26 protein-coding genes, 1 tRNA gene and 1 pseudogene are annotated in these 26,543 nt (G+C 63.2%); 18 read left to right on the top strand and 10 right to left on the bottom strand.

Annotated elements, in window-relative coordinates:
• The first annotated feature begins 87 nt into the window (after positions 1–87).
• From N181_RS07380 to N181_RS07395, 4 genes are all read left to right on the top strand, one after another.
• Positions 88–363 carry a DUF2249 domain-containing protein gene (locus tag N181_RS07380; RefSeq protein WP_037391056.1) on the top strand — a complete coding sequence of 92 codons (276 nt, stop codon included), beginning with the start codon at positions 88–90 and terminating at the stop codon, positions 361–363.
• 161 nt (positions 364–524) lie between these two features.
• A complete protein-coding gene (locus tag N181_RS07385) occupies positions 525–1,883 on the top strand; it encodes a hypothetical protein (RefSeq protein ID WP_014327928.1) in 1,359 nt (452 codons plus the stop codon).
• 3 nt (positions 1,884–1,886) lie between these two features.
• Positions 1,887–2,402 (top strand): DUF2249 domain-containing protein, encoded by a 516-nt coding sequence (locus tag N181_RS07390; protein ID WP_014327929.1) that lies wholly within the window; start codon positions 1,887–1,889, stop codon positions 2,400–2,402.
• Between the two features lie 4 nt (positions 2,403–2,406).
• A complete protein-coding gene (locus tag N181_RS07395; protein ID WP_014327930.1) occupies positions 2,407–2,700 on the top strand; it encodes a metal-sulfur cluster assembly factor in 294 nt (97 codons plus the stop codon).
• Between the two features lie 73 nt (positions 2,701–2,773).
• Here N181_RS07395 and N181_RS07400 read toward each other — a convergent pair whose 3' ends face one another.
• Positions 2,774–3,985 carry an NnrS family protein gene (locus N181_RS07400; protein ID WP_014327931.1) on the bottom strand — a complete coding sequence of 404 codons (1,212 nt, stop codon included), beginning with the start codon at positions 3,983–3,985 and terminating at the stop codon, positions 2,774–2,776.
• A gap of 244 nt (positions 3,986–4,229) precedes the next feature.
• On the opposite strand from N181_RS07400, the gene nirK reads away from it, so the two are divergent.
• From nirK to N181_RS07450, 10 genes are all read left to right on the top strand, one after another.
• Complete coding sequence (nirK, locus tag N181_RS07405; protein ID WP_014327932.1) at positions 4,230–5,360, top strand: copper-containing nitrite reductase; 1,131 nt, start codon at positions 4,230–4,232, stop codon at positions 5,358–5,360.
• Positions 5,361–5,472: 112 nt separating this feature from the next.
• The gene (locus tag N181_RS07410) at positions 5,473–6,387 is read left to right on the top strand and encodes an SUMF1/EgtB/PvdO family nonheme iron enzyme (protein ID WP_014327933.1); all 915 of its coding nucleotides are present in this window, start codon (positions 5,473–5,475) and stop codon (positions 6,385–6,387) included.
• A 114-nt stretch (positions 6,388–6,501) separates the two neighbouring features.
• Positions 6,502–7,197 (top strand): Crp/Fnr family transcriptional regulator, encoded by a 696-nt coding sequence (locus N181_RS07415; protein WP_037391034.1) that lies wholly within the window; start codon positions 6,502–6,504, stop codon positions 7,195–7,197.
• 110 nt (positions 7,198–7,307) lie between these two features.
• On the top strand, positions 7,308–7,751 hold the full coding sequence (locus tag N181_RS07420; protein WP_014327935.1) for a pseudoazurin: 444 nt from the start codon (positions 7,308–7,310) through the stop codon (positions 7,749–7,751).
• A 253-nt stretch (positions 7,752–8,004) separates the two neighbouring features.
• On the top strand, positions 8,005–8,190 hold the full coding sequence (napE, locus tag N181_RS07425) for a periplasmic nitrate reductase, NapE protein (protein WP_014327936.1): 186 nt from the start codon (positions 8,005–8,007) through the stop codon (positions 8,188–8,190).
• Between the two features lie 7 nt (positions 8,191–8,197).
• Positions 8,198–8,698, top strand: coding sequence for a ferredoxin-type protein NapF (locus N181_RS07430; protein WP_037391030.1), 501 nt, complete (start codon positions 8,198–8,200; stop codon positions 8,696–8,698).
• The gene (locus tag N181_RS07435; RefSeq protein WP_014327937.1) at positions 8,691–8,978 is read left to right on the top strand and encodes a chaperone NapD; all 288 of its coding nucleotides are present in this window, start codon (positions 8,691–8,693) and stop codon (positions 8,976–8,978) included. The genes N181_RS07430 and N181_RS07435 overlap by 8 nt, the downstream gene beginning before the upstream one ends.
• A complete protein-coding gene (gene napA, locus N181_RS07440) occupies positions 8,953–11,457 on the top strand; it encodes a periplasmic nitrate reductase subunit alpha (protein WP_014327938.1) in 2,505 nt (834 codons plus the stop codon). Before N181_RS07435 ends, napA begins: the two co-directional genes overlap by 26 nt.
• Positions 11,427–11,933, top strand: coding sequence for a nitrate reductase cytochrome c-type subunit (locus tag N181_RS07445; protein WP_014327939.1), 507 nt, complete (start codon positions 11,427–11,429; stop codon positions 11,931–11,933). The genes napA and N181_RS07445 overlap by 31 nt, the downstream gene beginning before the upstream one ends.
• Before the next feature lie 3 nt (positions 11,934–11,936).
• On the top strand, positions 11,937–12,638 hold the full coding sequence (locus tag N181_RS07450; RefSeq protein WP_014327940.1) for a NapC/NirT family cytochrome c: 702 nt from the start codon (positions 11,937–11,939) through the stop codon (positions 12,636–12,638).
• 66 nt (positions 12,639–12,704) lie between these two features.
• Here the strand turns inward: N181_RS07450 and N181_RS07455 are convergent, their stop codons facing one another.
• The 3 genes from N181_RS07455 to N181_RS33980 form a co-directional block, all read right to left on the bottom strand.
• Positions 12,705–14,453, bottom strand: a complete 1,749-nt coding sequence (locus N181_RS07455; RefSeq protein ID WP_037434492.1) for a copper resistance CopC/CopD family protein — start codon at positions 14,451–14,453, stop codon at positions 12,705–12,707.
• Positions 14,360–14,890: a YcnI family copper-binding membrane protein gene (locus N181_RS07460; RefSeq protein ID WP_014327942.1), complete on the bottom strand. Its 531-nt coding sequence runs from the start codon at positions 14,888–14,890 to the stop codon at positions 14,360–14,362. The genes N181_RS07455 and N181_RS07460 overlap by 94 nt, the downstream gene beginning before the upstream one ends.
• 169 nt (positions 14,891–15,059) lie before the next feature.
• Complete coding sequence (locus N181_RS33980; RefSeq protein ID WP_014327943.1) at positions 15,060–15,437, bottom strand: hypothetical protein; 378 nt, start codon at positions 15,435–15,437, stop codon at positions 15,060–15,062.
• A gap of 249 nt (positions 15,438–15,686) precedes the next feature.
• Here N181_RS33980 and N181_RS07470 point away from each other — a divergent pair, with 249 nt between their 5' ends.
• Positions 15,687–16,061 carry a YbaN family protein gene (locus N181_RS07470; protein WP_014327944.1) on the top strand — a complete coding sequence of 125 codons (375 nt, stop codon included), beginning with the start codon at positions 15,687–15,689 and terminating at the stop codon, positions 16,059–16,061.
• A gap of 149 nt (positions 16,062–16,210) precedes the next feature.
• The gene (locus N181_RS07475) at positions 16,211–17,293 is read left to right on the top strand and encodes a hypothetical protein (protein WP_014327947.1); all 1,083 of its coding nucleotides are present in this window, start codon (positions 16,211–16,213) and stop codon (positions 17,291–17,293) included.
• 71 nt (positions 17,294–17,364) lie between these two features.
• On the opposite strand, the gene N181_RS07480 is transcribed toward N181_RS07475, so the two are convergent.
• Positions 17,365–17,441 (bottom strand) — tRNA-Pro (locus N181_RS07480).
• Between the two features lie 193 nt (positions 17,442–17,634).
• On the opposite strand from N181_RS07480, the gene N181_RS07485 reads away from it, so the two are divergent.
• Positions 17,635–17,850, top strand: coding sequence for a hypothetical protein (locus N181_RS07485; protein ID WP_014327948.1), 216 nt, complete (start codon positions 17,635–17,637; stop codon positions 17,848–17,850).
• 267 nt (positions 17,851–18,117) lie between these two features.
• Here the strand turns inward: N181_RS07485 and N181_RS07490 are convergent, their stop codons facing one another.
• The 4 genes and pseudogenes from N181_RS07490 to N181_RS07505 form a co-directional block, all read right to left on the bottom strand.
• Positions 18,118–19,368, bottom strand: coding sequence for an O-antigen ligase family protein (locus N181_RS07490; RefSeq protein WP_014327949.1), 1,251 nt, complete (start codon positions 19,366–19,368; stop codon positions 18,118–18,120).
• Positions 19,365–20,927 (bottom strand): undecaprenyl-phosphate glucose phosphotransferase, encoded by a 1,563-nt coding sequence (locus tag N181_RS07495; RefSeq protein WP_014327950.1) that lies wholly within the window; start codon positions 20,925–20,927, stop codon positions 19,365–19,367. The genes N181_RS07490 and N181_RS07495 overlap by 4 nt, the downstream gene beginning before the upstream one ends.
• A 58-nt stretch (positions 20,928–20,985) precedes the next feature.
• Positions 20,986–22,158, bottom strand: coding sequence for a glycosyltransferase family 4 protein (locus tag N181_RS07500; protein ID WP_037391038.1), 1,173 nt, complete (start codon positions 22,156–22,158; stop codon positions 20,986–20,988).
• A gap of 4 nt (positions 22,159–22,162) precedes the next feature.
• A pseudogene (locus N181_RS07505) lies at positions 22,163–22,737 on the bottom strand (polysaccharide biosynthesis/export family protein).
• A gap of 213 nt (positions 22,738–22,950) precedes the next feature.
• Between N181_RS07505 and N181_RS07510 the strand changes: the two are divergent.
• Positions 22,951–25,083 carry a GumC family protein gene (locus N181_RS07510; RefSeq protein ID WP_037391023.1) on the top strand — a complete coding sequence of 711 codons (2,133 nt, stop codon included), beginning with the start codon at positions 22,951–22,953 and terminating at the stop codon, positions 25,081–25,083.
• Between the two features lie 41 nt (positions 25,084–25,124).
• Here N181_RS07510 and N181_RS07515 read toward each other — a convergent pair whose 3' ends face one another.
• The gene (locus N181_RS07515; RefSeq protein ID WP_014327954.1) at positions 25,125–26,372 is read right to left on the bottom strand and encodes a GNAT family N-acetyltransferase; all 1,248 of its coding nucleotides are present in this window, start codon (positions 26,370–26,372) and stop codon (positions 25,125–25,127) included.
• Positions 26,373–26,543: the final 171 nt, after the last annotated feature.

Genomic DNA, 26,543 nt, shown 5'->3' on the forward strand with positions numbered 1-26,543 from the left:
GGCTACGGTCAGCCAAGTTCCTGTATGGTGAAGCCGCCGCCGTACCGGAACGAACGAGGGGCGGCCACCAAGAGAATTGCCAGGAAAATGACGGACACAAAGCCATCCATCGACGTTCGCACCGTTCCGCCGCGCGAGCGTCATCCCCGGATTTTCGGTATGCTCGGCGCGCTCCTTCCGGGGGGGGCGATGCAGATCACCAGTGACCACGATCCGCGCCCCCTTCACTACCAGTTGGAGACGAATTTTCCGGGCCAGTTCGGCTGGGATTATCTGGAAGAAGGGCCGGAGGTATGGCGCGTTGAGATAGCCCGCCTGGAAGATGGGGCAGGCTGCGAATGCTGCTGCGGGTCGGATCATTGATCCGCTTCATTTGAATGCGGTGATCTCGTAACCAGAGCGGAATGAGGAGAAATGTGCGCGGTTTTCCGCCCGCATCCCGCTCTAGCTTTTTAGAATTGATCACATTTTATGATTTTGGGTCGAACAGACCCAAAATCATCGTGATCCAGGGGTGAGGCGAAATGCCAGGCGCCACGCTTTCCCGATGGACGATGTCCTACTTCGCTGCCGCCTGCCTCTTCCTGGTGATCGGCCAGGGCATAATGGTGGCCGGTTACGGCTATCCGTTTGCGGACGTCGATGCCCCGGAAACGCTGGCGCTGGTCCACGTTCTCGCCATCGGCTGGCTCGGCCTGCTGATGGTCGGAGCACTCCTGCAATTCGTGCCGGTGCTGGTCGCCGCGCCGCTTCGTGGCGGGCGGCTTGCCCTGCCGGTGCTGCTTCTGCTTGTCAGCGGACTTCTCTTGCTCGTCGGCGGCTTTGGTACCATGGCCGACCTAGGCGAGCTTTCGCCCGCCATGCTGCCGCTCGGCGCGTTGCTCCTGGTCACCGGCTTCGGGCTTGCGGCCGCGATGCTTGCAGCGACGCTCGTTGCAGCGCGGCCGCTGCCGCTGCCGGCCCGTTTCGTCGGGCTTGGCCTGCTTGCGCTGGTGGCGACGGTTCTGATCGGCGCCGTCTTCGCACTCGTTCTTTCAGGCACCGTCGCGAGTGATTTCGCTACCACGCTGCTCATCCACGGCGTGCCGTCGCACGCAGCCCTCGGTCTCGGCGGCTGGCTGACCCTCACCGCCGTAGGGGTCAGCTACCGGCTGCTGCCGATGTTCATGCTCGCGCCCGAGGAGGCGCGCGGCACGTCGCGCCTCGTCTGGTGGGCCGGCAGCGCCGCATTGGCGCTGGTCGTGGGCCGTATCACCTGGCTTGTCCTTGATGACTCGGCCGCGCAGGGACCGCTCGCGTTTGCAGCGCTTCTTGCTGGTATCGCCACTCTTCTCTACTGCGCCGATGTGATCCGTCTGTTTCGCGAGCGCCGGCGCAAGGCGGTGGAGCTCAATATTCGCGCAAGCTATGCAGCATTTGTGGCTCTCTTTCTGTCTGTGGTGTTGTTTATCGTTCCGGGTGCCAGGGCGGCGGCCGGTGAGGGGGGCGCGGCTCTTGTCTATCTCTTCGTCTTCGGCTGGCTCACCGGACTGGGGCTCGCGCAGCTCTACAAGATCGTTCCCTTCCTGACCTGGCTCGAATGCTATGGCTCGGTTCTCGGTCGCGTCGCGGTTCCGCGTGTGCAGGATCTCGTCCGCGAGCGCCGATCGAGCCTGTGGTTCTGCCTCTATTACGGAGCCGTCGCGGCGGCCACGGGTGCGCTTTTTGCCGAGAGCGCCCTATGGTTTCGCGCGGCGCTGCTGCTGCAACTCATCGCAACTGTCGGCCTGATCGCGGAACTCGTCCGCGCCCGGATGCTTTCATCCGTTGCCGAGCCGCTGCGTTTCCCGATCGGGGCGCCCAGACCCCATCTCTTTCTTCCAATCGCTCGACAACAGGAGTGACCGATGAACCCTGCACCCCGAGAACTCGACGTTCGCCCCATTTTGAGGAGCGGCGGCGAACCGTTCCAGGCCATCATGGAGGCCGTAAGCGGGCTGAAGCCCGGGCAGGGCTTGCGGCTGTTCGCCCCATTCCGCCCGCTACCGCTCTTCAAGGTGATGGAGAGCCGCGGCTTCGGCCACGCGGCGAAGGAGATAGAGGGCGGCGACTGGGAGGTTCTGTTCACGCCGAACGCGACGGGCACGCCGGTGGAAGCGTCCGCCGACGCTGAGAATGCGGACACCTGGCCCGACCCGGCCGAACACCTCGACCTGACCGAGCTGGACCCGCCGGAGCCGATGGTGCGCATCCTGGCCGCCGCCGAACGGCTCCAGCCGGGCGAGGTTCTGTTCGCCCTGCTTTCGCGCGAGCCGATATTTCTCTTTCCGGAGCTTGCGAAACGCGGCCACCAGTGGGCGGGAAATTTCGACGAAACGCGCACGACCTTCCGCATATTCGTTCGCGCCGGAAAGAAAGGCTGATGCCATGACCGAAGCGACGAACGAGACCGTCTGCGGCGCGATCCGCGACGCGCTGCGCATGATCATCGATCCCGAACTTGGCCGCAACATCGTCGATCTCGGCCTCATCTACGACGTTTCCGTCGATGATGGCGGCATCGCCCATGTGACGATGACGACGACCACGAGGGGTTGCCCGGCCAGCGAATATCTGAAGGAGGCAGTCCGGAATTGCGTCTGGTATGTGCCGGGTGTCGAATATGCCGAAGTGCGGCTGACCTACGAGCCGGCCTGGACGCCGGAGATGATGGCGAACTGAGGCTTCACCAGTGCGGAGAAACGGAAACGGCCCGGAATTCCGGGCCGTTTTTGCTGTGGCAAACGTATCGTAATCAATGCAACGCGCGGCGCTTGCGCACCAGAATAGGCCCGTATTCGAGGCAGAACAGCGCGAAAGCCAGGATCCAGAGGCCACCGGATGCGGCGTAGAGCATAGTCGCGGCCTCAGGCAGCATTTCTGCCAGCGGCCGCAGCACGGCCGCGAGCAAGACCGCGGCGTAGGAGGCGACCGTCGGGCGCGAAGCCGTCAGCGCATGGCCGGTATGGCCGCGGCTGGCGCGGGTCATCACCGCGAGCATCATGGAGGCGATGGCGCCGACGGTCAGCACATGCATGACGGAGTGCTCTTCGACGAAGCCGAGCGCGGCGAAGCCGATCGCGGCAAAGCCCAATGGGATGAAGGCATAGGCAACGTGCAGGACGACGAGCAGCATTTCCGGCCAGGTGGCCCAGCCCCGCCAGCGGCCGAGCCGGATGACGTGCAGCAACGCGGCGACAAGGCCGGTAAGCGCTGTGGCCGGATGCTCGGGAAAGAGCGTCCACGATGCGAGCGCGGCAATGCCTGCGAGGATGGCCACCGTGTCGAAGCCATTATAAGGAACGGGAAAGTCGGTGCGGCCGAAGCGGTTCAACCAGTTGCGGGTGAAGCTCGGCAGAATTCGTCCGCCGACGATTGTAACGAGGACAACATAGGCGGAGATGCCGAGGCGCATGGCAATATGCGCATGGTCTCCGGTGATCACCGCCACGTGAAAGCAGGCATTGGCGAGGGACAGTGCCAACAGCCCGCCAAGCACCTTCAGGTCCTTCCACTTGCGGCCGGCGATTACCTCGCGGGCGCAGATGAAAAGCAGCGCAGGAAGGAAGAGGCTATCGATTGCGGCAGCGGCCGGAACGCCGATCGTATCCGGGGAAAGCAGGGCCGCGCGCCCCGCCAGCCAGAGCGCGAACAGTCCGGCGAGCGGCCAGCCGGAGACCGGCAGCCGGCCCGTCCAGTTCGGCACCGCCGTCAGGAGAAAGCCGGCAAGAACGGCGGACGCGAAACCGAACAGCATCTCGTGCGCATGCCAGGCGTGAGCGCCGTAGCTGCCGCCAGGTTCGACATGGCCGGCGAGCGCGGCGATCCACAGGCCCATGGCGGAGACAGCCCAAAGCGCCGCTCCGAGGAAAAACGGCCGGAAACCGTATGAGAAAAGCACGGGCCCCGTCCGTCCCAGGCCCCGCGGCACGTGGCCGGGCCGCTCCGCCACCTTCGATCCATTCATGATTCAACTCCTGAGGTTTAGCTCGCATCTGAGTACCGGAGTTGCGAAGGGTCTTCTTTGACAATTGGCAAAGACACGGCCCGGTGCATGCCGCGCCTGCCGGGAGATCTGTCGCTGCTGCCCGTCAAAATGTCGCACCCGTGCAATCTGACTATTTGTTCCACCTCAAAGAGGATGGCCGCGACCCTCCTAGGATGAGAACGACCGGGCGATATTCGCTCCGTCCTTTTCAAGGAGAGGTTCCATGTCTGAGCAATTCCAGATGACACGCCGCAGCATGCTGGCCGGCGCGGCGATTGCGGGCGCGCTGACCCCGCTCGTCGGCGCAGCCTCCGCACAGGCGGAAGAGGCGGTCGCCAAGATCGCCCCCGTAGACATTGCTTCGCTGCCGCGCGTGAAGGTCGATCTCGTCAAGCCGCCCTTCGTCCACGCCCACACGCAGAAGGCCGAAGGCGGTCCGAAGGTCGTCGAGTTCACCCTGACGATCGAGGAGAAGAAGATCGTCGTCGACGACCAGGGCACGGAAGTCCAGGCGATGACCTTCGACGGCTCGGTTCCCGGTCCGATGATGGTCGTGCACCAGGACGACTATGTCGAACTGACCCTCATCAACCCCGAAACCAATACGTTGCAGCACAATATCGACTTCCACTCGGCAACCGGCGCGCTCGGCGGCGGCGCGCTGACGGTCGTCAATCCGGGCGAGTCCACGGTCCTGCGCTTCAAGGCGACCAAGGCGGGCGTCTTCGTCTACCACTGCGCACCTCCCGGCATGGTCCCGTGGCACGTCACCTCGGGGATGAACGGCGCGATCATGGTGCTGCCGCGCGAGGGACTGACCGACGGCCAGGGCAAGTCGCTGACCTACGACAAGGTCTATTATGTCGGCGAGCAGGACTTCTACGTGCCGCGTGACGCGCAGGGAAATTACAAGAAATACGAGAGCGCCGGCGATGCCTACGCGGATACGCTGGAAGTCATGCGGACACTGACCCCGACCCACATCGTCTTCAACGGTGCGGTGGGGGCGCTCACCGGCGACAACGCGCTGAAGGCAGCCGTCGGCGAAAAGGTTCTGATCGTCCATTCGCAAGCCAACCGCGACACCCGCCCGCATCTGATCGGCGGCCATGGCGACTATGTCTGGGCGACGGGCAAGTTCCGCAATCCTCCGGATCGCGATCAGGAAACCTGGTTCATTCCCGGCGGCACGGCGGGCGCGGCCTTCTACACTTTCGAGCAGCCCGGCATCTACGCCTATGTGAACCACAACCTGATCGAAGCCTTCGAGCTTGGCGCCGCTGCCCACTTCACCGTCACCGGCGACTGGAACGACGATCTCATGACCTCCGTTCGCGCGCCGTCGGGCACCTGAGACCGCCGCGCGCGGCCTGCGCCGGCGGGAATTCCGCCAGCGCAGGCCCTGATATCGCCGCATGATCCTTGGGCGGAAACGAGCAAAGAAGGATCGTCGCAAGGAGGCCGTCATGGCCGCGCTTTCAGAAAAACGAGACGCTACGTCCTTATCGCTGGCAATCCCTTCCGTCCTCTTCCTGCTTCTCGCCGGCCTTCTCGCAAAGCAGACGGGCCTCGTGTTCGACGCTCCGGTCGGCACGCCGCTCGACGAGCCGCCGATCGTCGTTATCGCTCCGCGGGATTTCAGCTACCGCGTCGCCGGCGAATTCTTCAAGAATGGTTATGCGGTCGACGGGCCGATGATGACGGTGCGCATGAGCGTGCCGCTCACCATCATGAAATACCAGGTGACGGCCGCCGACTATGCGCGCTGTGTTACGGCAGGGGCCTGTCCGCCCGCTGAACCTGAGCATGTGCCGGCGGATCCGGCGCTGACACCGGCGACGGGCGTCAGCTTCGATGACGCGGAGGCCTACGCCGCCTGGATCAGCCGCAGCACCGGAGCGGTCTGGGTGCTTCCGACGGACGAGCAACTCGCCTTTGCGGCCGGCAGCCGTTTCCCCGACGATGCGCTCGGCGTCGATTCCGACACATCCAACCCGGCCCTGCGCTGGCTCGCCGATTACCGGCGCGAGACGGCCCGCAAGGCTTCACGCGAGCCGAAACCGCAGTCGCTCGGACACTTCGGGGAAAGCGAGACCGGACTTTCTGACTTCGCCGGCAATGTCTGGGAATGGACGACGACCTGCAGCCGCCGCGTCACTCTGGATCGCTCCGGATCCGTCATCAGCGATGCCGCCTCCTGCGGGATCTACATCGCGACCGGCAAGCACCGTGCCGCGCTGAGCTCCTTCGTCCGCAATCCCAAGGGTGGCGGCTGCGCCGTTGGCGCTCCTCCCGACAATGTCGGCTTCCGCCTGGTGAAGGATAGCCGCTGGTATGCGCCGCTTCTCCAGACGCTGAGGGCGAAGGGCCTGAGCATATGATCTCCGTTATGCGCGGCCGCCGTGAACCTCGGCTTTCTTCCTCCTGCCTGCCATGATAGGACCTTCAAGGGGTGCAGGTGAGCGAGCGCGTGGCGCTCCGATAGGGGAGATGGAATGAAGATCGACCGGAGCGTGGTGAGGTCGCTTCCCCTGTTCGACAGGATGACCGACGCCGATCTGGACAGGTTGCTGGGTCATGCCACGGCGAAACGGCTTCCGCCGGGCGACGCCGTGTTCGAGCAGGGTCAGACGGCCACCAGCTTTTTCCTTCTCCTGCATGGGCGGCTGAAAGTGACCCAGGTCACCGAGGATGGCCAGCAGATCATTGTGCGCGTCGTCCATCCGGGCGACCTCTTCGGTTTCGCCAAGGCACTGCAGCGTTCGGACTATCCAGGCACCGCGACGGCGGTCACCGAAAGCGTCGCCCTATCCTGGCCGACGGACCTGTGGCCGCAATTCGTCGAGCAGAATCCGCGTCTGGCCATCAGTACCATGCAGACGATCGGACAGCGGCTGGAAGAGGCACACACGCGAATCCGCGAAATGTCCACGCAGGAAGTCGAACGGCGCGTCGCCCATGCGGTGCTGCGCCTTTCCCGTCAGGCGGGCAAGCAGGAAAAAGGCGGCATCCGCATCGACTTTCCGATTTCACGTCAGGATATCGCCGAGATGACCGGCACCACGCTCCACACCGTGTCGCGCATCTTGAGCGCCTGGGAGGCGAAGGGTCTGGTCGAAGGCGGGCGCCAGAAGCTGATCATCTGCGATCTGCCCGGACTGGCGCAGCTTGCCGACGGCGGGCGGGACTGAGCCGAACAACATCGCAGTTGTTTGACAGACATCAAAGACCGGATGCCGTTGCTGTCTTATCTCCTTTCTGCAGGAACCGAACAGGGTTCTGAAACCTAAGGAGAATTTCAGTGCGCATAATCGCAAAGGGCGCTGCAGTCGCCGCCATTCTTGCCGCCTTTACCGGTACCGCATTCGCCGCCGACTTCGAGGTTCATATGCTGAACAAGGGCGCGGAAGGGTCGATGGTATTCGAGCCGGCATTCGTCAAGGTCAATCCGGGCGACAGCGTCACTTTCGTGCCGACCGACAAGGGGCACAATGTCGAGACCATCAAGGACATGATCCCCGACGGCGCCACGCCCTTCAAGAGCAAGATGAACGAGACATACAAGGTGGCGTTCGACGCGCCTGGTATCTACGCCGTCAAATGCGCGCCGCATGTCGGCATGGGCATGGTCGGCGTCGTGGTCGTCGGTGACGCGCCTGCCAATGTCGAGAAGGTCAAGGGCGTCAAACTACCGAAGAAGGCTCAGGAACGCCTCGACGCCGCTCTTGCCGCTGCTCTTCAATAGTCAATCGACAGTATGACAAACGTATAATGGGTCCCGGCGCAATACAATCCAAGTGCGCCGGGCTGAAACTTGATATTTCAGGAATACTAAATGTGCGCGATACTTCGTCTCGCCACCGTCAAGTAATTGACGAAAATCAATTCGGTAAGTCAAGAATTATCGAACGGATAAATTATTTCGGCTCTCCCTTTATTTTTGGATTCACCGCGCTAGACTTGTGAATGGCGCGTGCGTTCGAGGAGGGAGACGCGAGATGTCTGATGTCGATCGGACCACGGCGGGCCCGTTGCGGTCGCAGCGGAAAACCGAGTTCCTTACCTTTCTCGTCTTGGCGTTCGGCATCTGGCCGATCGTGGCCGTGGGCGTGGTCGGTGCCTACGGCTTTCTCGTCTGGATGTTCCAGATCATCTTCGGACCACCCGGTCCGCCAGTGCATTGAGGGTGGCATGGGCGAGGGCATCGACACATCGAGGCGGAATTTTCTGCGTGGCAGGTACGAAGGGTATGGCCAACGCGTCCGCCCCCCTGGGGTGCCCGCCGCGAGCCTCGAAGCGTGCACGGGGTGCGGGAAATGCGTCGACGCCTGTCCGACGCACATCATCCGGTTGATCGCGGATCGCCCGGCGCTCGATTTCTCCGTCGCCGAGTGCACCTTCTGCGGCCAATGCGCGGAACTCTGTCCCGAGCCGGTTTTCACCGGCCGACCACAGTCCTTTCCACATGTCGCGATGATCGGCGAGAGCTGTCTCGCCAGGAACGGCACCGACTGCCAGGCCTGTCGCGACGGCTGTCCGACGGAGGCGATCCGGTTCCGTCCGCGTGCCGGCGGACCGTTCCTGCCCGAGCTCAGGGAGGAGGCCTGTACCGGCTGCGGCGCCTGTCTCGCTGTCTGCCCCGTGGGGGCCACAGGCATTCGCGAATTCGACAGGGAGCGCGCACATGTCTGATGCGAGTGCGTTCTATCACATTTCCAGCGCCGTCGTCGTGACGATGCCGCCTATGCAGGAGCGCGTCCTCGCTCGGCTCGCAGAGATGCAGAACGTCGAGGTTTACGCGCATCAGGACGGAAAGATCGTCGTTGTGATCGAGGGAACGAGCACTGGAATGCTCGGTGAAATCCTGTCGCGCATCTCGGTGCTCGAGGGCGTGGTGGCAGCCAATATGGTGTTTGAGCATGTCGAAGCTGAAGGAGACGATCGCCATGACCGGCGAACTGACGCGGCGTGAAATCTTGAAGGCGCATGCCGCCGGCATCGCCGCAGCGACGGCAGGCATCGCGCTTCCCGCCGCGGCGCAGCCCGTGCCGGGCGGTGTGGAAGCGCTGCAGATCAAATGGGCGAAGGCACCATGCCGCTTCTGCGGCACGGGCTGCGGCGTCATGGTGGGCGTCAAGGAGGGGCAGGTCGTCGCCACCCACGGCGACATGCAGGCCGAGGTCAACCGTGGCCTCAACTGCATCAAGGGCTACTTCCTTTCAAAGATCATGTACGGCGCCGATCGGTTGCAAACGCCCTTGCTGCGCAAGCGCAACGGCGCCTATGCCAAGGACGGCGAGTTCGAGCCCGTCAGCTGGGACGAAGCCTTCGACGTCATGGCGGAACAGGCGAAGAGGGTGCTGAAGGATAAGGGACCGACCGCCGTCGGAATGTTCGGCTCCGGCCAATGGACGATCTTCGAAGGATATGCGGCCACCAAGCTGATGCGCGCCGGCTTCCGCTCCAACAATCTCGATCCCAATGCCCGCCACTGCATGGCTTCGGCCGCCGTCGCCTTCATGCGCACCTTCGGCATGGACGAGCCGATGGGATGCTACGACGATTTCGAGCATGCCGACGCCTTCGTGCTCTGGGGCTCGAACATGGCGGAGATGCACCCGATCCTGTGGACGCGTCTTGCCGATCGAAGGCTTGGACATGAGCATGTCAAGGTGGCGGTGCTCTCGACCTTCACGCATCGCAGCATGGATCTCGCCGACATTCCGATCGTCTTCAAGCCCGGCACCGATCTGGCGATCCTCAACTACATCGCCAATCACATCATCCAGACGGGCCGGGTGAACGAGGATTTCGTCAAGAAGCATACGACCTTCATGGTTGGCGCCACCGACATCGGCTATGGCCTGAGGCCGGACAATCCGCTTGAGGTCAAGGCGAAGAACGCCAAGGACGCGGCGAAGATGACGCCGAGCGACTTCGAGAGCTTCAAGACTTTCGTTTCGGAATACACGCTCGACAAGACCGTCGAACTGACGGGCGTCGAGGCCGGGTTCCTCGAGCAATTGGCTGACCTCTATGCCGATCCCAACCGCAAGGTGATGTCGCTCTGGACCATGGGGTTCAACCAGCATGTGCGGGGCGTCTGGGTCAACCAGATGGTCTATAACCTCCATCTCCTGACCGGAAAGATCTCCGAGCCCGGCAACAGCCCATTCTCGCTGACCGGCCAGCCTTCGGCCTGCGGTACGGCGCGCGAGGTCGGCACCTTCGCCCACCGGCTGCCGGCCGACATGACGGTGACCAATCCGGAGCACCGCGAGCACGCCGAGGAGATCTGGCGCGTTCCCCACGGCCTCATTCCGGAGAAGCCCGGTTACCACGCCGTCGAGCAGGACCGGATGCTGAAGGACGGCAAGCTCAATTTCTATTGGGTTCAGGTCAACAACAACGTCCAGGCGGCTCCCAATACGCAGAACGAGACCTATCAGGGCTATCGCAACCCGGACAATTTCATCGTGGTCTCCGACGTCTATCCGACGATCACGGCGATGAGCGCCGACCTGATCCTGCCGGCCGCCATGTGGGTTGAGAAGGAAGGCGCCTATGGCAATGCCGAGCGCCGCACCCATGTCTGGCACCAGCTCGTCAACGCGCCTGGAGAAGCGCGGTCCGATCTCTGGCAGATGGTGGAATTCTCGAAGCGCTTCACAACCGACGAGGTCTGGCCGGCCGATATCCTCGATGCCAACCCAGGCTATCGCGGCAAGACCCTCTACGACGTGCTCTTCAAGAACGGCAATGTCGACCGTTTCCCGGCAAGCGAAATCAACAAGGAATACGCCAACCGCGAGGCTGAAGCCTTCGGCTTCTACATCCAGAAGGGCCTGTTCGAGGAATACGCCTCCTTCGGGCGCGGGCACGGGCATGACCTGGCGCCCTATGACCGTTACCACGAGGAACGGGGGCTCCGCTGGCCCGTTGTCGACGGCAAGGAGACGCTGTGGCGTTACCGGGAAGGCTATGATCCCTATGTGAAGCCGGGGGAGGGCGTGAAGTTCTACGGCCGCCCGGACGGCAGGGCGGTGATCCTTGCCGTCCCCTACGAACCGCCGGCGGAATCGCCCGACGACGAATACAACGTCTGGCTGGTGACGGGCCGCGTCCTCGAGCATTGGCACTCGGGCTCGATGACGATGCGGGTGCCGGAACTCTACAAGGCGTTCCCCGGGGCGGTCTGCTTCATGAATGCGGGCGACGCCCGCGATCGCGGCATCAACCAGGGCGCCGAGGTGCGGATCGTTTCCCGTCGCGGCGAGATTCGCGCCCGCGTCGAGACGCGCGGCCGCAACCGCATGCCGCCGGGCGTCATCTTCGTACCCTGGTTCGACGCCAGCAGGCTGATCAACAAGGTGACCCTCGACGCAACCGATCCCATCTCCAAACAGACGGATTTCAAAAAATGCGCGGTCAAAATCGTCTCTGTCGCATGATGAGAAGCCCCGGGTCATGGCTCGGGGCGCTGTTGGTGATCCTGTTCGTTGCAACGGGGGCCATAGCCCAGATGGTGCCAGGCGAAAGGGTGCCGAAGCTCTCCGGGCCACCGCAGGAGATGGGTGAGGTGGAGGCGGAGCCGATCCCGAAATGGGTCGTGGACGACGCCCGCAAGGAGCGCGCCTATCCCGACCAGCCGCCGATCATTCCGCACTCGATCGAGGGTTATCAGCTTTCGGTCAACACCAACCGGTGCCTTTCCTGCCACAAACGGGAACTGACGCAAGAGTCGGGCGCGCCGATGATCAGCGTCACCCATTACATGACGCGCGAAGGCCAGATGCTCGCCGACGTTTCGCCGCGGCGCTATTTCTGCACGGCCTGCCATGTTCCGCAGGCCGATGTGCGTCCGCTCGTCGGCAACACGTTCAAGGATATGAGCGACATGGGCGTCAAGCAGGCGGGGAGCGAGTAGGCCATGGCTCGGATAAAGCGTGTCCTGCTCTGGGCGTGGAAGGTTCTCACCACGCCGGCCGCAACCCTCAGCCTCGCCTTCCTGACGCTCGGCGGCTTCGTTGGCGGCGTCATGTTTTGGGGCGCTTTCAACACCGCATTGGAGCTCACCAATACGGAAACCTTCTGCGTCTCCTGCCATGAGATGCGGGCCAACGTCTATGAGGAACTGACGCGCACCATTCATTTCTCCAATCGCTCGGGTGTCAGGGCGTCCTGCCCGGACTGCCACGTGCCGCATGAATGGACGGACAAGATCGCCCGCAAGATGCAAGCCTCGAAGGAGGTCTGGGGCAAGATCTTCGGGACCATCAATACCCGCGAGAAATTCCTCGACCACCGCCTCGAACTCGCCAAGCATGAATGGGCGAGGTTGAAGGCCAACGACAGCCTCGAGTGCCGCAACTGCCACTCGTCGGCGGCGATGGACCTTTCCAAGCAGACGCAGCGCGCCGCCGAGATCCACACCCGCTACCTGCTGCCGGGAAAGGCCACCTGCATCGACTGCCACAAGGGGATTGCCCACGAACTGCCGAATATGCAGGGCGTCGAGCCTGGCTGGAAGCTGCCGCCGGAACTCGAGGGAGAGACGCTGCCGTCGACATCCGCCATCGACGACCTCAAGCGGGCCATGAATGACATCCACAGGACAGCGTTTGAAAACTAGGCTCGGCACCTAAGGCGCGAGGCCTCTCGTCGGCGTCGACCACAGCCCCTTCGCTGAACTCCTACTTCAGGGATGGATTTCGGCCTCGCCTACAAGCTTCACGATCTCGAAGTCGGAGATCAGGATGTCGATCCGCACATGCCATGTACCGGGCAGGGGGATGAGGATCTGGTCTATGCGCCAATTCTCGCCCGCGGTTCGCCGCGCGGATCTGCGGATGGCTTCGACGCCAGCCGAGGGGTGCGCCAGAACGAGCGTGACCTCCTTGGCATTCAAAGCCTCGAAGTCGCCGGTCGAAAGGTCGATGGATGCCTCGACCTGCCCCGCGCCTCGTGGCGAGAGCTGGACATTCGCCATGGCCTTGTCCGTGTGGATATGGACGACCGTCGGCTGGGCGGCGGCGAGCGCCAAAGCGCGCGGCGGCGGCGTGAAGCGCCATACGGCGACCACCCCGAAGATCAAGATGACGATCGCGGTTTCGGCGGCGACGGACAGCGCAAGGCGCCGCATTGCCGAAGGGTCCCGGTGCTCGGCCGGCTCTGTCCAACGCCAGCGATTCAAGGCGGCGAGGACGAAGACCAGGACGAGCAGAGCCAGTTTGACGAGAAACACCTCCCCATAGGCGGTCGTAAATAGTGCCAACGGTTCCTGGACCTGGACCACGCCCAACAGGAGACCGGTGACGATGAGGCAGCCGAGCAGTGGCGGGATTGTTCCGGAGAAGCGGCGAAGCATGCCGGTGGACGACGGCGTGCGGCGTGCGAGTGCCAACCCGAGTGGGACAAGCGCTCCTGCCCAGAACGCGACGGTCACTCCGTGAAGGAAAACTGCCGTCCGTGTTAGCCACAGCGGTTCCGCGACGCTGGCATGGCCGCTTAGCGCCAGCGCCAGACCTGTGCCCGTAAGTGCCGCGAGCGAAAGCAGGCGCCCGCGGCGGCCGTTCGCGACAAGCGCCAGGATCGCGATCACCGAGGCGAGCAAGGCGAAGACGGCGGTTCGACCAAAGCTCGTGTTCATCGCCGCTTGCCAGGTCGCCGCATCCGAAATGCGTTCGAATGGTACGCCAAGAGCGTCAAGTCCTTGGAAACCGACCGACAGCGCCGCTCCGACGAGCCCGATGCCGAGAAGCACGAGGCTTGCAAGCGACCCGGAGCGTTCGCTCCGCCCGAGCCACGTCACTGCAAACGCTCCGCCGATCCCGAGAACGAGGCCGAGATAGAGGGCGATCTTCGCCAACCAAACGGCTGTGCGGACCGGCCAATCGATCTGTCCCGCGGCTTCAGGTGATGTTGCGCTCGGCATTCCGATCGAAAAGACGACGGAGCCGCCGATCGGATGGCCGTCTTCGGAGATCACGCGCCAGCTCAGCACATGTGTGCCCTGGGCGAGATCGTGCGGAGAGCCGACGTCGAGCCTACGGTCGCGCAGCACGAAACGCTCGAGGCTGGTGCTCGAACCGTCCGGCTTGACCAGTCTGAGTGCAAGCGGCGAGACGGGCTCGCTGAACGTCATGGAGAACGTCGCAGGCGCCTCGGTGAGCACTGCATTGTCGACCGGGCTGGTCTCCACGAGCGAAGCATGGGCGAAGGCGGCAACAGCGAACCAGAACCAGGCGGAGCAGGCCAGTATCATGGTGGTCGCGATGCGAGCCGGGGGAGGTCGGTGTCCGTCAAAGTGTGGCTTGCGCGCCGCGAGGCGCGCTTCGATTCTCCTCTCGCTGTTCAGTGTCCACCCGCCTTTTCGAGCAGCTTCAGCCCGGGAGCCGGAAATTCGAGGTCGTCGCTGCTCTGGGCTTCGGCCGGAATCTCGATCCACCGTTCGACCGCTCCCGCCGGGCATTCCTGCACGATCGGGAAATAGAGCATCTTGCCCACCGGCAGGTCCGGCGTCAGGTAGACGCGCACCACGAACTCGTCATACTCGTCGTCTGCCAGGTTGCCGCCCTTCCAAAGCACTTCCTTGACGCCCTCCTTCGTTGGCGTGCCGTGATAGTCGTAGGCCTTCGCATAGGCACCGGTGACCTTTTCCAGGCTCCAGCCGGACTTCGGCATCGGTTTCACGGCGATGACACCTTCCGGAATCTGGACGCGGACCACGTTGGTCGGCTTGCCGTCGCAACCATGCGGCACGCGGAAGACGGCTTTGTGGCTCGCACCGACGGGGGCCTCTTGCGCTTCAAGGGTCGTGTGAGCGATCGCCGCTCCCGCACCGAGGGCGACCAGGGCGGCGGCCATGGATAGTTTCTTAAGCATTGGAGTTTCTCCTTATTGGGCACCGGTTTGCAGCCGGCGACGTTTCGTGCGGATCAGCGTCGCTGTTCCGGTAAAATTGTCGAAGCGGTTGGATGCGCGATCGTGCGTGCCGCCCCCAGTTGGCTGAATGCGAAGGGCAAAAGGCAGGGGCGAGAGGCACGCAGATGCTTCAAGCGGCCAGCGGCGGGGCCCGGGCGCTGCCCGGATTGTGCTCGCTCTTGCGGACGAGAAACCCGCAATGCGAGGTCAACGCAGTCCGCGAAGACGGCGGTGGCGCAAGGAGCGATGCACCCTCGGAAGGCGTGGCCGGCAGCGGCGGCGACATGCAGCATCCGGGAGTGCAGCATTCGGGCGGCCGGTTGCGATCGCCGCCGTGTTCGGTGTCGGAATGGTTTGCGCCGGTAATGCAGAGCGGATTGCCGACTGAATCGAATTGCCGGAGATCCGGCCGCGGGCCGGCGGACGCGGCGGCAACGGATTGGAGGACGAGCATCAAGACGGCAACCAGTGCCAATCCCTGCCTCGATCCGATCCGTCGTCTCGCCATCCGTCGATTCCCTATCGGGCTCTCCGATCATCCACGGGTTGGCAGATAGCCCGGACGCCACCGCCCGTCCTTGTTCCAGATCAACCATCCCTGCCGGCGGTTGAGATAGGAAGCTGCCGCAGCGCAGTCGGATGCGTTTCCGGATCGGCGCGGCGATCGCCGTCCTGTCGCATTGACAGATAAACTGCGACCACCACAGGATGCGGAGCAACGCTCCGTCAGGTTCATGCCCCGACAAGGAGAAATCGGTTGAACCTTTCCATGCGCCTTGTTCTTCTCGGGTTCGGTTGGGTCATGGTCGGCATCGGCGTGGCGGGCATATTCCTGCCGCTTCTGCCGACGACCCCCTTCCTGCTTTTGGCCGCCTGGCTCTTTGCGCGATCGTCTCCGCGACTTGAACGATGGCTGTTCGATCATCCCTTGTTCGGGCGGCCACTGCGCGACTGGCAAGAGGATGGTGCGATTTCCCGGGGCGCGCAGATATGTGCGTTGTCGCTGATGGCGCTTGGCTTCGCAATCTTCTGGCTCCGCCTACAACCCTCGATGCTCACAGCATCCGTCATCGCGGCGATCATGCTCGCCGTCGGCGTGTTCATTGCCTCCCGTCCTGAGCCGCGGCAGTAATGGTCCGGGTCCGACCCGAGCCGCTGCCGGAAGCAGCGTTCCACAGGTAACACGTAAGGCGCGTACTCCATGCAACAATATACTGGGCCGATCCGACCCCTCGACTGATGTGGCCGGGCGGCTGGCATTCGCAACCACGGGAGGAAGCCATGCAAATAGCTGACCACATTGAACGCACGAGAACGGATCGGTCGGCGCCCGAAGTCCTGGATCGGCTTCAGGCGATCTATCAACGTCGCCAGAAGGAGGAATGGCGCGCAACGGTGGATCGGCTGGATGCGCTGCGCCAGTCGTTCGGGGAAGAGCGGCGGCAGATCTTTCCGCCCGCGCTGCGCGACAGGATCGCCAGCGCTGCAAGGGGCGGAAGACGGGATGATCCCCGCGGGCCCGGTCTACGCTACAAGTCGCTGATCGAAGCCAGAAATGCCGAGGTTGACCTGAAGGCGGTCAAGGGGCTGCACGACCGTGCCTATGACAAGTTTGGTCAGTTGGTGAATGGCTACAGTGCCTTTCATTTTCATGAATCGGTGGTCGGAAGCCTCGCCGATGCCTTGGTTCAGCCGCCGATCGTGTACGCCCCGCCCGATCCCGACAAGGAAAAGCTGTTCTACCCGCATTTCGGCGGCTGCTGGGACCGGCTTGATCAGAACCAGGCGACCGGCGACGGAGCGATCGTCGAGAACCGTTCCTATCTGGATTGCGCCGCCCGCATGGGATCCAAGCTGGTCGCCCGGAACGATGACGCGTCCGACGTGGACCTGCTTTGCGCCTACCGGGAAAACGGCTATCTCGTCCCCTTCAAGACGCTTCGCACCGGCATACTCCAGGTCAAGGCCGATCTGTCGGCCCTCATTTGCCGCCATCATATTTCGACCTATGACGAGTTCGGCTGGTCCGACTTCCACGCCACGACGCGCGGCAGGCTCGTGATGGCCGTGTTCTGGAACTGGGATGACGTCGATCCAGCCAACGAGGTGAGCAACCAGTGGTTCATCTCGGGTCTCGACTGCCGCGGCGACGGCGAAAGCTTCCCCGGTACGAGCGTTCAGGCGGTTCCCGGTGAAAGACGAATCATCAACCTGTTCACCGAGATGGCCTTCCCGGCCGGCCGCGAACTCTGGGTCTATGTCGGCGTTGCCGATCGTATCTGGGCCCTGCTCAACGACGTCAGCATCGATATCTCGATCGACTCGGCCTGGCTGCTGAACTCGCTGGCAATTCGTTCGATCTGAAATGAACGACACAGTGGAAATCCGCCCCCTGTGGCGGGAACAGAATAAGCCTTGTTTTTCAAGGAATTAAATGGTCGGAGCGGCGGGATTCGAACCCACGACCCCTTGACCCCCAGTCAAGTGCGCTACCGGGCTGCGCTACGCTCCGACCCGCTTTTTTACAAGCCCGCTCTCCTTAGTCGGAACATAGGAAGGGCGCAAGGGGAAAATGGATTTTCGGCCGCCCTTCCGCAGCTTTGAGGAAGGCGGTGTGACGCCGGACGCCCGGAGCGAACGGTTTTGTGATTTGGTGGGCGGCAGAGGCGAAGCTACACTACGCCTGCAACAACAGGAGAAGCCCTATGAAGCGCATCCTCGTACTTGCAGCCGCCCTCGCGCTTTCCGCGACGGCAGCAACAGCCGCGTGTCTCGGCCACAACGACACCACGGCCTCGGCGGATCCGGTAAACAGGGAGATCACCACGGCCAGCGTGACGAAGACCGAACAGTCCAAGCCGGCCGACGAGCTTCTCCTGCAGCAGAAGCTGCAGCAAGAAGAAGCAACCGCCGAAGACTAAGCCAGGAGAGCGGCGAATGCGGGCCTCGCCGGGCGCTCTATGGCGCCTTCGAGGCCCGATTTCCGAGCCACAGCGCCGCGCGCCTTATCAGGCGCGCAAAGGTCGCTGTAGCACTTTGAATTACTGCATGTCTCCTTAAATCGAGGTCGATTTAAGGAGACATGCAGTAGACCCGATCATCCCTCTGCCGAGGACGCTTTGGTGCCTCACCGCTGCGGCGCTGTGCGAGCGAACGGCTTCTACTGGTTTCCTTGTCGACAGGCGGCTTCAACGCAAGGCGAGCCTTTCGGCACGAACCTGCCGCCGATTGCGGTATTCGAGCGCGGCGCATCCCCAGACAATGCCGAGCAGCATGTAGAAATGCCGCCAGTGATCGGTGTCGATGACATTGCCGATCCCGACATGGCCGACGAGTGTCACCCAGGCGATCATCAGATATGGCTGCCAGGGCCGGTCGAGCAGCAGAAGCCGGAAGCCGACCGTAAGCGTCCAGACGATGAGCGTCACATAAGTGACGAAGCCCACCCAGCCATAGGAGGTCAGGCTCTTCAGCCACACGTTGTGCTCGTCTTCCAAGAAGATCGTGCCGAACGTCAGCGGGCCGATGCCGAGCGGCCTTTCCATCGCCATCAGAAAGCCGATCCGGTGCCGGTCGAAACGCCCCAGGTGCCCGCCGTCGTAATCCTGCACCAGTTGGGAGCGGCTTGAAAAGAGCGTCGCCACCTGCTCCGATTGCAGGGCGACGGCAAGTGCCGCCATGACGAAGAGGGCGCCGCAGAGTGCGAGCACGAGTATTCTCAGCCGGAACAGGCCGCTCCGCTCCTTGAGGAGCATGACGAACACCAGCGCGACGACGCAAAAGAGATTGAGCGCCCAGGCCGCTCGGGAGAAGGAGAGGAAGACGCCGAGGGTCAAGACAATAAGACCGGCGATTTTCAACGGAGCACGCCGGATCGGCTGCGTCAGCAGGCCGTGCACCAGATAGAGCACCGGCGCGACGAGAAACGGCCCGAAGACGTTCGGATCCTGGAACGCTCCCTTGGCGCGGTCATAAAGGGTGAAGTTAGCCGCACCCGGTATCGCACCGAAATAGCCGAGAATGCCGAGAAGGGCGGTGATGACGGCAGCCGAGACCCAGGCGTTGAAGATGAGCCGCAGTCGCTGGTGGCGGTCTTCGATGATCGCGGCGAAGAAGACTGCTGTCAGGACCAGGAAGCCGGAGACTGCCATGTACATCGGTGCAGTGCCGAGTTCGGCCATCACCGTCAGCGACAGGATGCCGCCGACCATGAAAAGGATGAGCAGGGCGAGCAGGGGGGCAATGGCGCGCGAAATCTTCAGCCCGAAGAGCGACCAGAGGCCGATGAGGCCCGCCATGAAGACTTCATATGGAGCGGGCTCTGCGATGACGAAGCCCGACAGGAAAACGCCGGCGGCGACGAGGCCCGAACCGATGATCGAAACCGCGGCGAGCTGTGGCCGAACGATGGCGACCTGGGAGGCGTCAGCGGAGATCAATAGGCGTTTTCCGTATTGAGCAGCCGGATCGGCGTCAGAAACAGAATCTTGAGGTCGAGAAGCAGCGACCAGTTCTCGATGTAGTAGAGGTCGAAGGCGGTGCGGAAGCGGATCTTCTCGTCATTGTCGATCTCACCGCGCCAGCCGTTGATCTGCGCCCAGCCGGTGACGCCGGGCTTGACCCGGTGGCGGGCGAAATAGCCCTCTACGACATCCGAATAGGTGCGGTTGTGCGTTTGGGCGAGGACGGCATGCGGGCGCGGTCCGACAAGCGAGAGCTCGCCCTTCAGCACGTTGAAGAGCTGCGGCAGCTCGTCGACCGAGGACTTGCGCAGGAAGCGGCCGACCGGCGTGACGCGGGGATCCCTCTTGGTTACCGCATTGCAGGCGGTCGGATCGCTCATATGCGTATACATCGACCGGAACTTGTAGACTTCGATGATCTCGTTGTTGAAGCCGTGGCGGTGTTGCTTGAAGATGATCGGGCCGGGAGAGGTGAGCTTGACCGCCATCGCGGCGATCAGCATCACGGGCCAGAGCAGGGCGAGCGCCACGACGCTGAAGAAGACGTCGAAGCATCGTTTGGCGACGGAATCCCAATCGGCGATCGGCTTGTCGAAAATGTCGAGCATCGGCACCTGGCCGACATGGGAGTAGCTGCGAGGCCGAAAGCGCAGATTGTTGGCATGGGCGGCGAGACGAATGTCGACCGGCAGCACCCAGAGCTTCCTCAGAAGTTCGAGAATGCGCTTCTCAGCCGTCAAAGGCAGCGAGAAGATCAGCATGTCGATCCGGGCGAGCCGCGCGAACTCCACGAGCTCGTCGACGGTCCCGAGCTTGGGGTAGCCGGCAATCACATGTGGCGAGCGCCGCTCGTCGCGGTCGTCGAAAATGCCGCAAATGCGGATGTCGTTGTCCGGCTGGTGCTCGATGGTGCGGATCAGGTCTCTTGCCGGAGTGCCGCCGCCGACGATCACCGCACGGCGCTCCATGGTGCCGTTTCGCGACCAATGCCGGATCGAGTAGGCGATGAAGGCACGTTCGGCGACGAGAAAGAGCGCACCGGCGACGAACCAACCGCCAACCCAGACGCGCGAATAGAGATGTCCAGATTTCAGGAAGAAAAGAACGAGCGCGATGGTACCGAAGGTCGCCACCCAGGCGGCCAGAACGCGCGGCGTCATCCGCAGCCAGGCCCTGAGCGCCGGCACCTGGTAGGTGTCGGCGATCTGCATGGCGATCACGGCGAGCGCTGAGCCGAAGGCGAGGATGGCGAGGTAGACAGGCAAGTCCTGAAGCGTCGGACGGACATATTGCGTATTGATGGCATAGCCGATCGCAAAGAGGGCGCAGAGATCGAGCAGCCGGATGAGGCCGGTGATCATCGACGGAGTATAGGTATCGGCCTGGAACTGGAGTGCGATCTGGCGGGCCAGCGGATTGAGCGGCGTCAGCCTCTTGTCGGCCTCTTTTCGGTCGGGAGACGTCGTTCCGATCTCGGAGACCTTCTTGCGAAGCGCCTTGGTATCGAAGGTCTCGGGCCTGTCAAACTGGTTCATGGTGGCTTTCCGGAGCGCTGTCCCGAAGTCCGGATAGCAGAAAGCCACTAAGAAACGCTTACGTTGTACGAAGCCGCGGCTCGGCGAAGAGCGATTCCCCGGTGAGTTCACGATAGAGCAGCATGACGCGTCTGGTCATAACGGCAGCCGAGAAGTGGGACTTGAAGCGTTCCGCGTCGGGCATCGTCCGGGCTGCCCAGTCCTGGTCGACGGCCGCGGCCGTCATGACCTCGGCAAGTGCCCTTGCATCTGCCGGCTCGACGAGCGCTCCGCTGTCGGCACCCAGCACTTCCGGCATGCCGCCGACGCGGGACGCGATGACCGGCTTTCCGGCGGCGAGCGCTTCGAGAAGGATGTAAGGCATCGCTTCGGCGCGAGAGGGAATGACGACGGTGCGGGCAAGCGCAAAGGCGTCGCGCGCCTTCATCGCCGGATGCATCCTGATGCGATCGCCGAGGCCCATGCGCGCGATCGCTTCCTCATATTGGGATTGCTGCGGACCATCGCCGACCATCAGCCCCGATAAAGGCCGCCCCGCAAGCCGCTCGGCCCCTGCGAAACCCTCGATAAAGAGATCGGGACCCTTCAGGTCACGCATCATGCCGATATAGAGGAAATCGACGACGTCCGGCCCGGTAGCGACCGGCGCGAACTCCGAGTCGCCAATGCCGTTGTAGATCAACTCGTTGCGCCCGGCGGGCCGCCCGACCTTGGCGAAATAGGTCTGTCGCTCGAAATCGCAGACGAAGACGAGCGCGTCGGTGAGGCGCTCCTGCAGGCGCTCCATCCGGAAGATGGCGCTGCCGGCGAGCGATCCCCGCTCGTAGTGAAGGCTGCCCCCATGGGGCGAATAGAGGCGGGCTACGCGATACTTGTTGACCCGCAGCGCTGAACCGATGATGCGCGCCAGCACGCCGCCCTTGGCGCCGTGCCCGTGCAGCACATCCGGTTGCAAGCTTCTGATTTGCTTGTAGCTGCGCCAGAGCGCGCCGATGTCCGATGCACCGATCGTGCGGTGGATCGGCGTGCGGACGATGCCGAGCGCCAGAAAGGGACGGACCTCGTCGAAAAGCGCGTCCTCATAGGACCCGCCGGTGGTGCTGTCGCAGAGAATTCCGACGTGATGGCCCGCTTCCGCATGCGCCTCGGCGAGATCTCGAACATGGCGGAAGATGCCGCCGATCGGCGATCTGAAGCAATGGAGAATGCGCAAGGGGCGTTCGGTGAGCATGGTCTCAGAACAGCCGTTCGCGAACATAGATCGTGTCGCCTGCAAGCACCGGATCGGTGATCGGCACGCGACCCGTTATGATGCGGCCATTGACCTTGCGGGTGATGTGGCATTCGCCTGGTTTGCACGGGGAGTGAAGCCGCCAGCGACCGCGATGGCGTTCTGCACGGTCATTCCCGGAACGTAACTGTATTGTCCGGATTGGCCAACTTCGCCCATGATGAAGACCGAGCGGTAGCGGTCCACCTCGATGGTCACGTCCGGATCGCGCAGAAAGCCTTCGCGCAGCTTGGAGGCGATCATCCCCTCGAGTTCCGGAAGCGTATGGCCGCGTGACGGCACTGCACCGATCAGTGGGAAAGCGACGTAGCCGGCCTGGTCGACCGTGTAGGTGCCGCTAAGGGCAGCCTGTTCGAATACGGTGACACGAAGGCGGTCGCCGCTGTCCAGCCTGTAGGGCTGGATGGTCGCCTCGCTGAAGCCCTTTGGCGCCGGCTGATAGCTGGTGCAACCGCTGGCGAGCGCCGACAATATTGCCACGGCGAAAGCGCGTGCTGTCTTTGTGCCTGCGATCGACATGCGGGTTCTCGTTGGCTCCGGAAATGATCACCTCTCCGCGTTGTTATCGATCCGTTAGGGTTAATAGCCGGTAAACTCCCGGTGGAATTTCGATGCGGCCGTGATCCGCACCATTCCAAGGCGCCAACATCCAACAGTTGTGCCTGCAATTAACACTTGCGTTACCATGTTCCTTTACCTTCCGGCTGAATGCGGAAGCTTTTGGGGTGTGGCATGTCGGGTGCCGGTGGTCAGCAGGATGTGGATATCGATCTCGGCGGGCTGTTTCGCGCCATCTGGCAGCGTCGCACCCGGGTTTTGCTCGCGACAGTCGGTGCCGCGGCGCTCGCCTTTGGGGTGGCGAAGCTGGTCGCGCCGGCCTATGAGAGTGAAACGCGTGTCCTGATCGAATCGCGCGAGCCGGAATTCAGCAGTCCGAACCAGCCTTCTCAGACGGGTTCGGACCGGATGTTCGACGAGTCCGGCATCGCCAGCCAGGTGCAAGTGCTGCGCTCCGCCGACCTCATCAAGCAGGTCGCCCGCAACATGAAGCTGCACGAGCTGGAGGAGTTCGATCCGTCCGCGCAGCCCTCCGCGGCCTCCGATCTTCTGGTCATGCTGGGGCTCAGGAAGAACCCGCTCGAATTGCCGCCGGAAGAGCGGATCCTGAAAGAGTTCAATACGAAGCTGCAGGTCTATCAGGTCGAGAAGTCGCGCGTGATCGCCATTGCGTTCACGTCGAAGGATCCTAAGCTCGCCGCTGCCATTCCCGACGAAATGGCCAAGGTCTATCTCTCGCTGCAGAGCGGCGCAAAGCTCGACTCCAACTCCGAAGCCAGCCGCTGGCTGGAGCCGGAGATCGCCAATCTCCGGGAAAAGGTTCGCGAGGCGGAGGCGAAGGTCGCTGCCTATCGTGCCGAATCCGGCCTGCTTCCGACCGGCGAGACGGAGAATTTCGCGACCCGGCAGCTCACCGACATTTCAACGGAATTGGCGCGGGGCCGGGCGGAAAGGGCGAATACGGCAGCGCGCGCCGAAGGCGTGCGTGCGGCACTTGCCGATGGACGCCCGGTCGATACGATCACCGACATCGTCGGCTCGCCGATGATCCAGCGGCTGAAGGAGAACCAGGCCGCCCTGCAGGCGCAACTCGCCGATTTGTCGACGGCGCTGCTCGACGGTCATCCTCGACTGAAGGGGCTGAAATCACAGCTCGAAGGCATTCAGGCGCAGATTCGCGCGGAGACGCGAAAGATCCTCTCCAGTCTCGACAACGAGGCGAAGGTGGGTCAACTGCGCGAGCAGCAGTTGCTTCAGCAGTTGAACGCGCTGAAGGCCCAGTCGGCGCAGGCCGGCGAGGAAGAGGTCGGGCTCCGCGCGCTGGAGCGCGAGGCGGCGGCCCAGCGCCAGCTTCTGGAGACCTATCTCGCCCGTTACCGGGAAGCGACATCGCGAACCGTCGCGAACGCCACGCCGGCAGATGCCCGGGTGATTTCGAATGCGGTGGTCCCTACCGTTGCGAGCTTTCCGAAGGTGGCGCCGATCACGATCGTTGCGGCGCTGGCAAGCTTCCTGATCACCTGCGTCGTCATCATGCTGGGCGAGCTTTTCAGCGGCAGGGCGCTGAGGCCGGGGTCGGATTCCGGAAGGATGCCCGAGACTGCGGTTTCGGCAACGACGCTTGCCGTGGACGAAGCGCCGGCATCCATTGCCACGGTCGAAGAGCCCACCGAGGAGTCACGAGTGGCACAAGAGCCGAGCATCGCTGCCGAGCACGACTTCTCGATCGAGTCGGTGGCCGAGCATCTGCTCGGCAACGGCATCCGGGTCGCCGTTGCGGTCTCGCCGGGAGGGGACGAGGGATCGACGGCAACGGTGATGCTGGCGCGTCTGCTCGCCGAGGAGGAACACAAGGTCGTGCTCATCGATCTCTCCGGTTCGGCCTGCCCGACGCGGCTGATGGCCCAGTCGCTGCATCTGCCTGGAATTACGAACCTGCTGTCGGGCGAGGTCGCCTTCACGCAGACCATCCATGCGGACAGATTTTCCGAGGCGCATATCATCCCTCAGGGCGATGCCGATCCCCACGTGGCGATGCGCGGTATCGAGCGCCTGCAGATGATCATCGACGCGCTGACGAATGCCTATGATCTGGTGCTGGTCGAATGCGGTGCGGCGGACCCGGCTGCCGTCGCCAAGGTGGCTAGAGGCGAGGAGGTAGAGATCATCGTGTCGGCTCCTTCGGTGAGCGAGGAAAAGATCATCGAAGAACTGACAAGCTTCGGAGAGGCTGGTTACCGCGACATCGTGCTGATGACCGGCAGCGGCGACGGCGGCCCGGAGCTTCCCGACCGCCGCGCGGCCTGAGGCAGATCGCGGTCGCGGCCACGACCGGTTCGAAGCCGCTCTCAATCGTCCGCGGGTTCTGCGGTGGCCTGCAACACCCGGCGCCGTCCGCGCTGCACGAAGGTATAGAGGGTCCTGTTCGCCTTTATGGTGCGCTTGGCGCGGACCACGGCGCGGTGCAGGCCGGCTGCCGCATTTCCGCGCAACGTCAGCGGCAGGGTAATGTCCCGCAAGGGGGTTTCTATCGTACACCACGATCGCTTGTAGGGTTGATCGCCGATGCCGAAGTCGAAGAGCGTGACACCTTCGCCGCAGAGGCGTTCGATCACCCGGTAGAACAGCAACTCGCCGGGGCTGCTGTCGGCGGCGATCGTGTCGTCGATCGAACCGAACTGGCAGATGACGTGATCGCCTTTTCGCGACAGGCCGGTGACGGCGATGATCCGGCCCTTGTGCTCGCCCCTGAGGCGGATCGCGTTGAGTTCAAGCAGCCTGTCGCCATCCGATTGCCGGTCGATCAACAGACGAAAAAAGGCACGTATCTCCGAATTGTCGAAAACATCCGGCAGGCCCTGGGCTTCCAGCCGTGCGGCTTTCTGCCGGAAGAACGTGTCGAGCAGCGCATGCGCTTCCGCCGGGTCGCGGGCAACCACATAGTCGTAGCCACCGAGTTCGGCGAGGCGTCTTTCGGAGAGGCGCATCTTCTTGCGCCGGCGTTTCGCGTTGAGCTGGGCGAGCGTGCGCTCCATGTCGCCGAGGAGCCCGAGCTGGAAGGAGGCGTTCGGATTGGCGATCCCGGGCAGGGCGGCGAGTGGGTGGGGCAGGCCGCGCCAAACCGCCGGCGCTTTCTCGAATGTAACGACATCGGCGTGACTGCGGAGCACGCGACGGATTCCTTCGGTCAGAACGCGGATGAGTTCGCCCCGCGGCACGCGTTCGAGCTCGGCGGCAAACAGTCCGGTGTTGAGGTTGCTGTGTTCGGTCGCGATCAGCCTGGCGGTGCGGAAGAAGCGACCTTTCTCGATCTCGAACGGCAGGAGGAAAAGCAGTTGCTTGCCAAGAGTGCCGCGCACGATCCGCAATTGGCTCTTATGCGCGCTCTTCCAGGCCGCGCACCAGTCGAAGCTCTGATGCAGGGAGTTCAGCTTGTTTGCGTCGAGCGCACGCCAGTCCGCCTCGATCTCCGCCAGATCGCGATGAACGGAGAGGGCAATCCGTTCGGCTGGGCGAGTTTCGACGGCCGCGCGCGCTCGGCGGTCGCGTGGCGATTGCCGGCTCGACGCGGCAAGGGTGAAATAGGAATTGGCCATGTCTCGGATCGTTCAGCATGCGTCGTGTTTCTATTGGAGCGCAAAAGTTGCCAGAACGCATTAATTCCAGCGTGGCTTCGTCGGCCATCGTCATACGCGGTTAGCAAAGCATGAAGCGAGTGGACCATCCGCGCCTTGGAAATCGTCGTTGAGGCCTTACATCACGCAACC

Origin of the sequence: Sinorhizobium fredii USDA 205 (assembly GCF_001461695.1) — a bacterium.
GTDB lineage: Bacteria > Pseudomonadota > Alphaproteobacteria > Rhizobiales > Rhizobiaceae > Sinorhizobium > Sinorhizobium fredii.

Bases quoted from the DNA above. Each gene is read 5' to 3' on its own strand.
- N181_RS07500 (WP_037391038.1), bottom strand. From the start codon at position 22,158: ATGCTCACCGAACGCCCCTTGCGCATTCTCCATTGCTTCAGATCGCCG.
- N181_RS07430 (WP_037391030.1), top strand. From the start codon at position 8,198: ATGGGCGAGGGCATCGACACATCGAGGCGGAATTTTCTGCGTGGCAGG.
- N181_RS07475 (WP_014327947.1), top strand. From the start codon at position 16,211: ATGCAAATAGCTGACCACATTGAACGCACGAGAACGGATCGGTCGGCG.
- N181_RS07495 (WP_014327950.1), bottom strand. From the start codon at position 20,927: ATGAACCAGTTTGACAGGCCCGAGACCTTCGATACCAAGGCGCTTCGC.
- N181_RS07380 (WP_037391056.1), top strand. From the start codon at position 88: ATGACGGACACAAAGCCATCCATCGACGTTCGCACCGTTCCGCCGCGC.
- N181_RS07485 (WP_014327948.1), top strand. From the start codon at position 17,635: ATGAAGCGCATCCTCGTACTTGCAGCCGCCCTCGCGCTTTCCGCGACG.
- N181_RS07385 (WP_014327928.1), top strand. From the start codon at position 525: ATGCCAGGCGCCACGCTTTCCCGATGGACGATGTCCTACTTCGCTGCC.
- N181_RS07450 (WP_014327940.1), top strand. From the start codon at position 11,937: ATGGCTCGGATAAAGCGTGTCCTGCTCTGGGCGTGGAAGGTTCTCACC.
- N181_RS07510 (WP_037391023.1), top strand. From the start codon at position 22,951: ATGTCGGGTGCCGGTGGTCAGCAGGATGTGGATATCGATCTCGGCGGG.
- N181_RS07395 (WP_014327930.1), top strand. From the start codon at position 2,407: ATGACCGAAGCGACGAACGAGACCGTCTGCGGCGCGATCCGCGACGCG.
- N181_RS07390 (WP_014327929.1), top strand. From the start codon at position 1,887: ATGAACCCTGCACCCCGAGAACTCGACGTTCGCCCCATTTTGAGGAGC.
- N181_RS33980 (WP_014327943.1), bottom strand. From the start codon at position 15,437: ATGGCGAGACGACGGATCGGATCGAGGCAGGGATTGGCACTGGTTGCC.
- N181_RS07460 (WP_014327942.1), bottom strand. From the start codon at position 14,890: ATGCTTAAGAAACTATCCATGGCCGCCGCCCTGGTCGCCCTCGGTGCG.
- N181_RS07410 (WP_014327933.1), top strand. From the start codon at position 5,473: ATGGCCGCGCTTTCAGAAAAACGAGACGCTACGTCCTTATCGCTGGCA.
- N181_RS07400 (WP_014327931.1), bottom strand. From the start codon at position 3,985: ATGAATGGATCGAAGGTGGCGGAGCGGCCCGGCCACGTGCCGCGGGGC.
- N181_RS07445 (WP_014327939.1), top strand. From the start codon at position 11,427: ATGCGCGGTCAAAATCGTCTCTGTCGCATGATGAGAAGCCCCGGGTCA.
- N181_RS07435 (WP_014327937.1), top strand. From the start codon at position 8,691: ATGTCTGATGCGAGTGCGTTCTATCACATTTCCAGCGCCGTCGTCGTG.
- nirK (WP_014327932.1), top strand. From the start codon at position 4,230: ATGTCTGAGCAATTCCAGATGACACGCCGCAGCATGCTGGCCGGCGCG.
- napE (WP_014327936.1), top strand. From the start codon at position 8,005: ATGTCTGATGTCGATCGGACCACGGCGGGCCCGTTGCGGTCGCAGCGG.
- N181_RS07515 (WP_014327954.1), bottom strand. From the start codon at position 26,372: ATGGCCAATTCCTATTTCACCCTTGCCGCGTCGAGCCGGCAATCGCCA.
- napA (WP_014327938.1), top strand. From the start codon at position 8,953: ATGACCGGCGAACTGACGCGGCGTGAAATCTTGAAGGCGCATGCCGCC.
- N181_RS07415 (WP_037391034.1), top strand. From the start codon at position 6,502: ATGAAGATCGACCGGAGCGTGGTGAGGTCGCTTCCCCTGTTCGACAGG.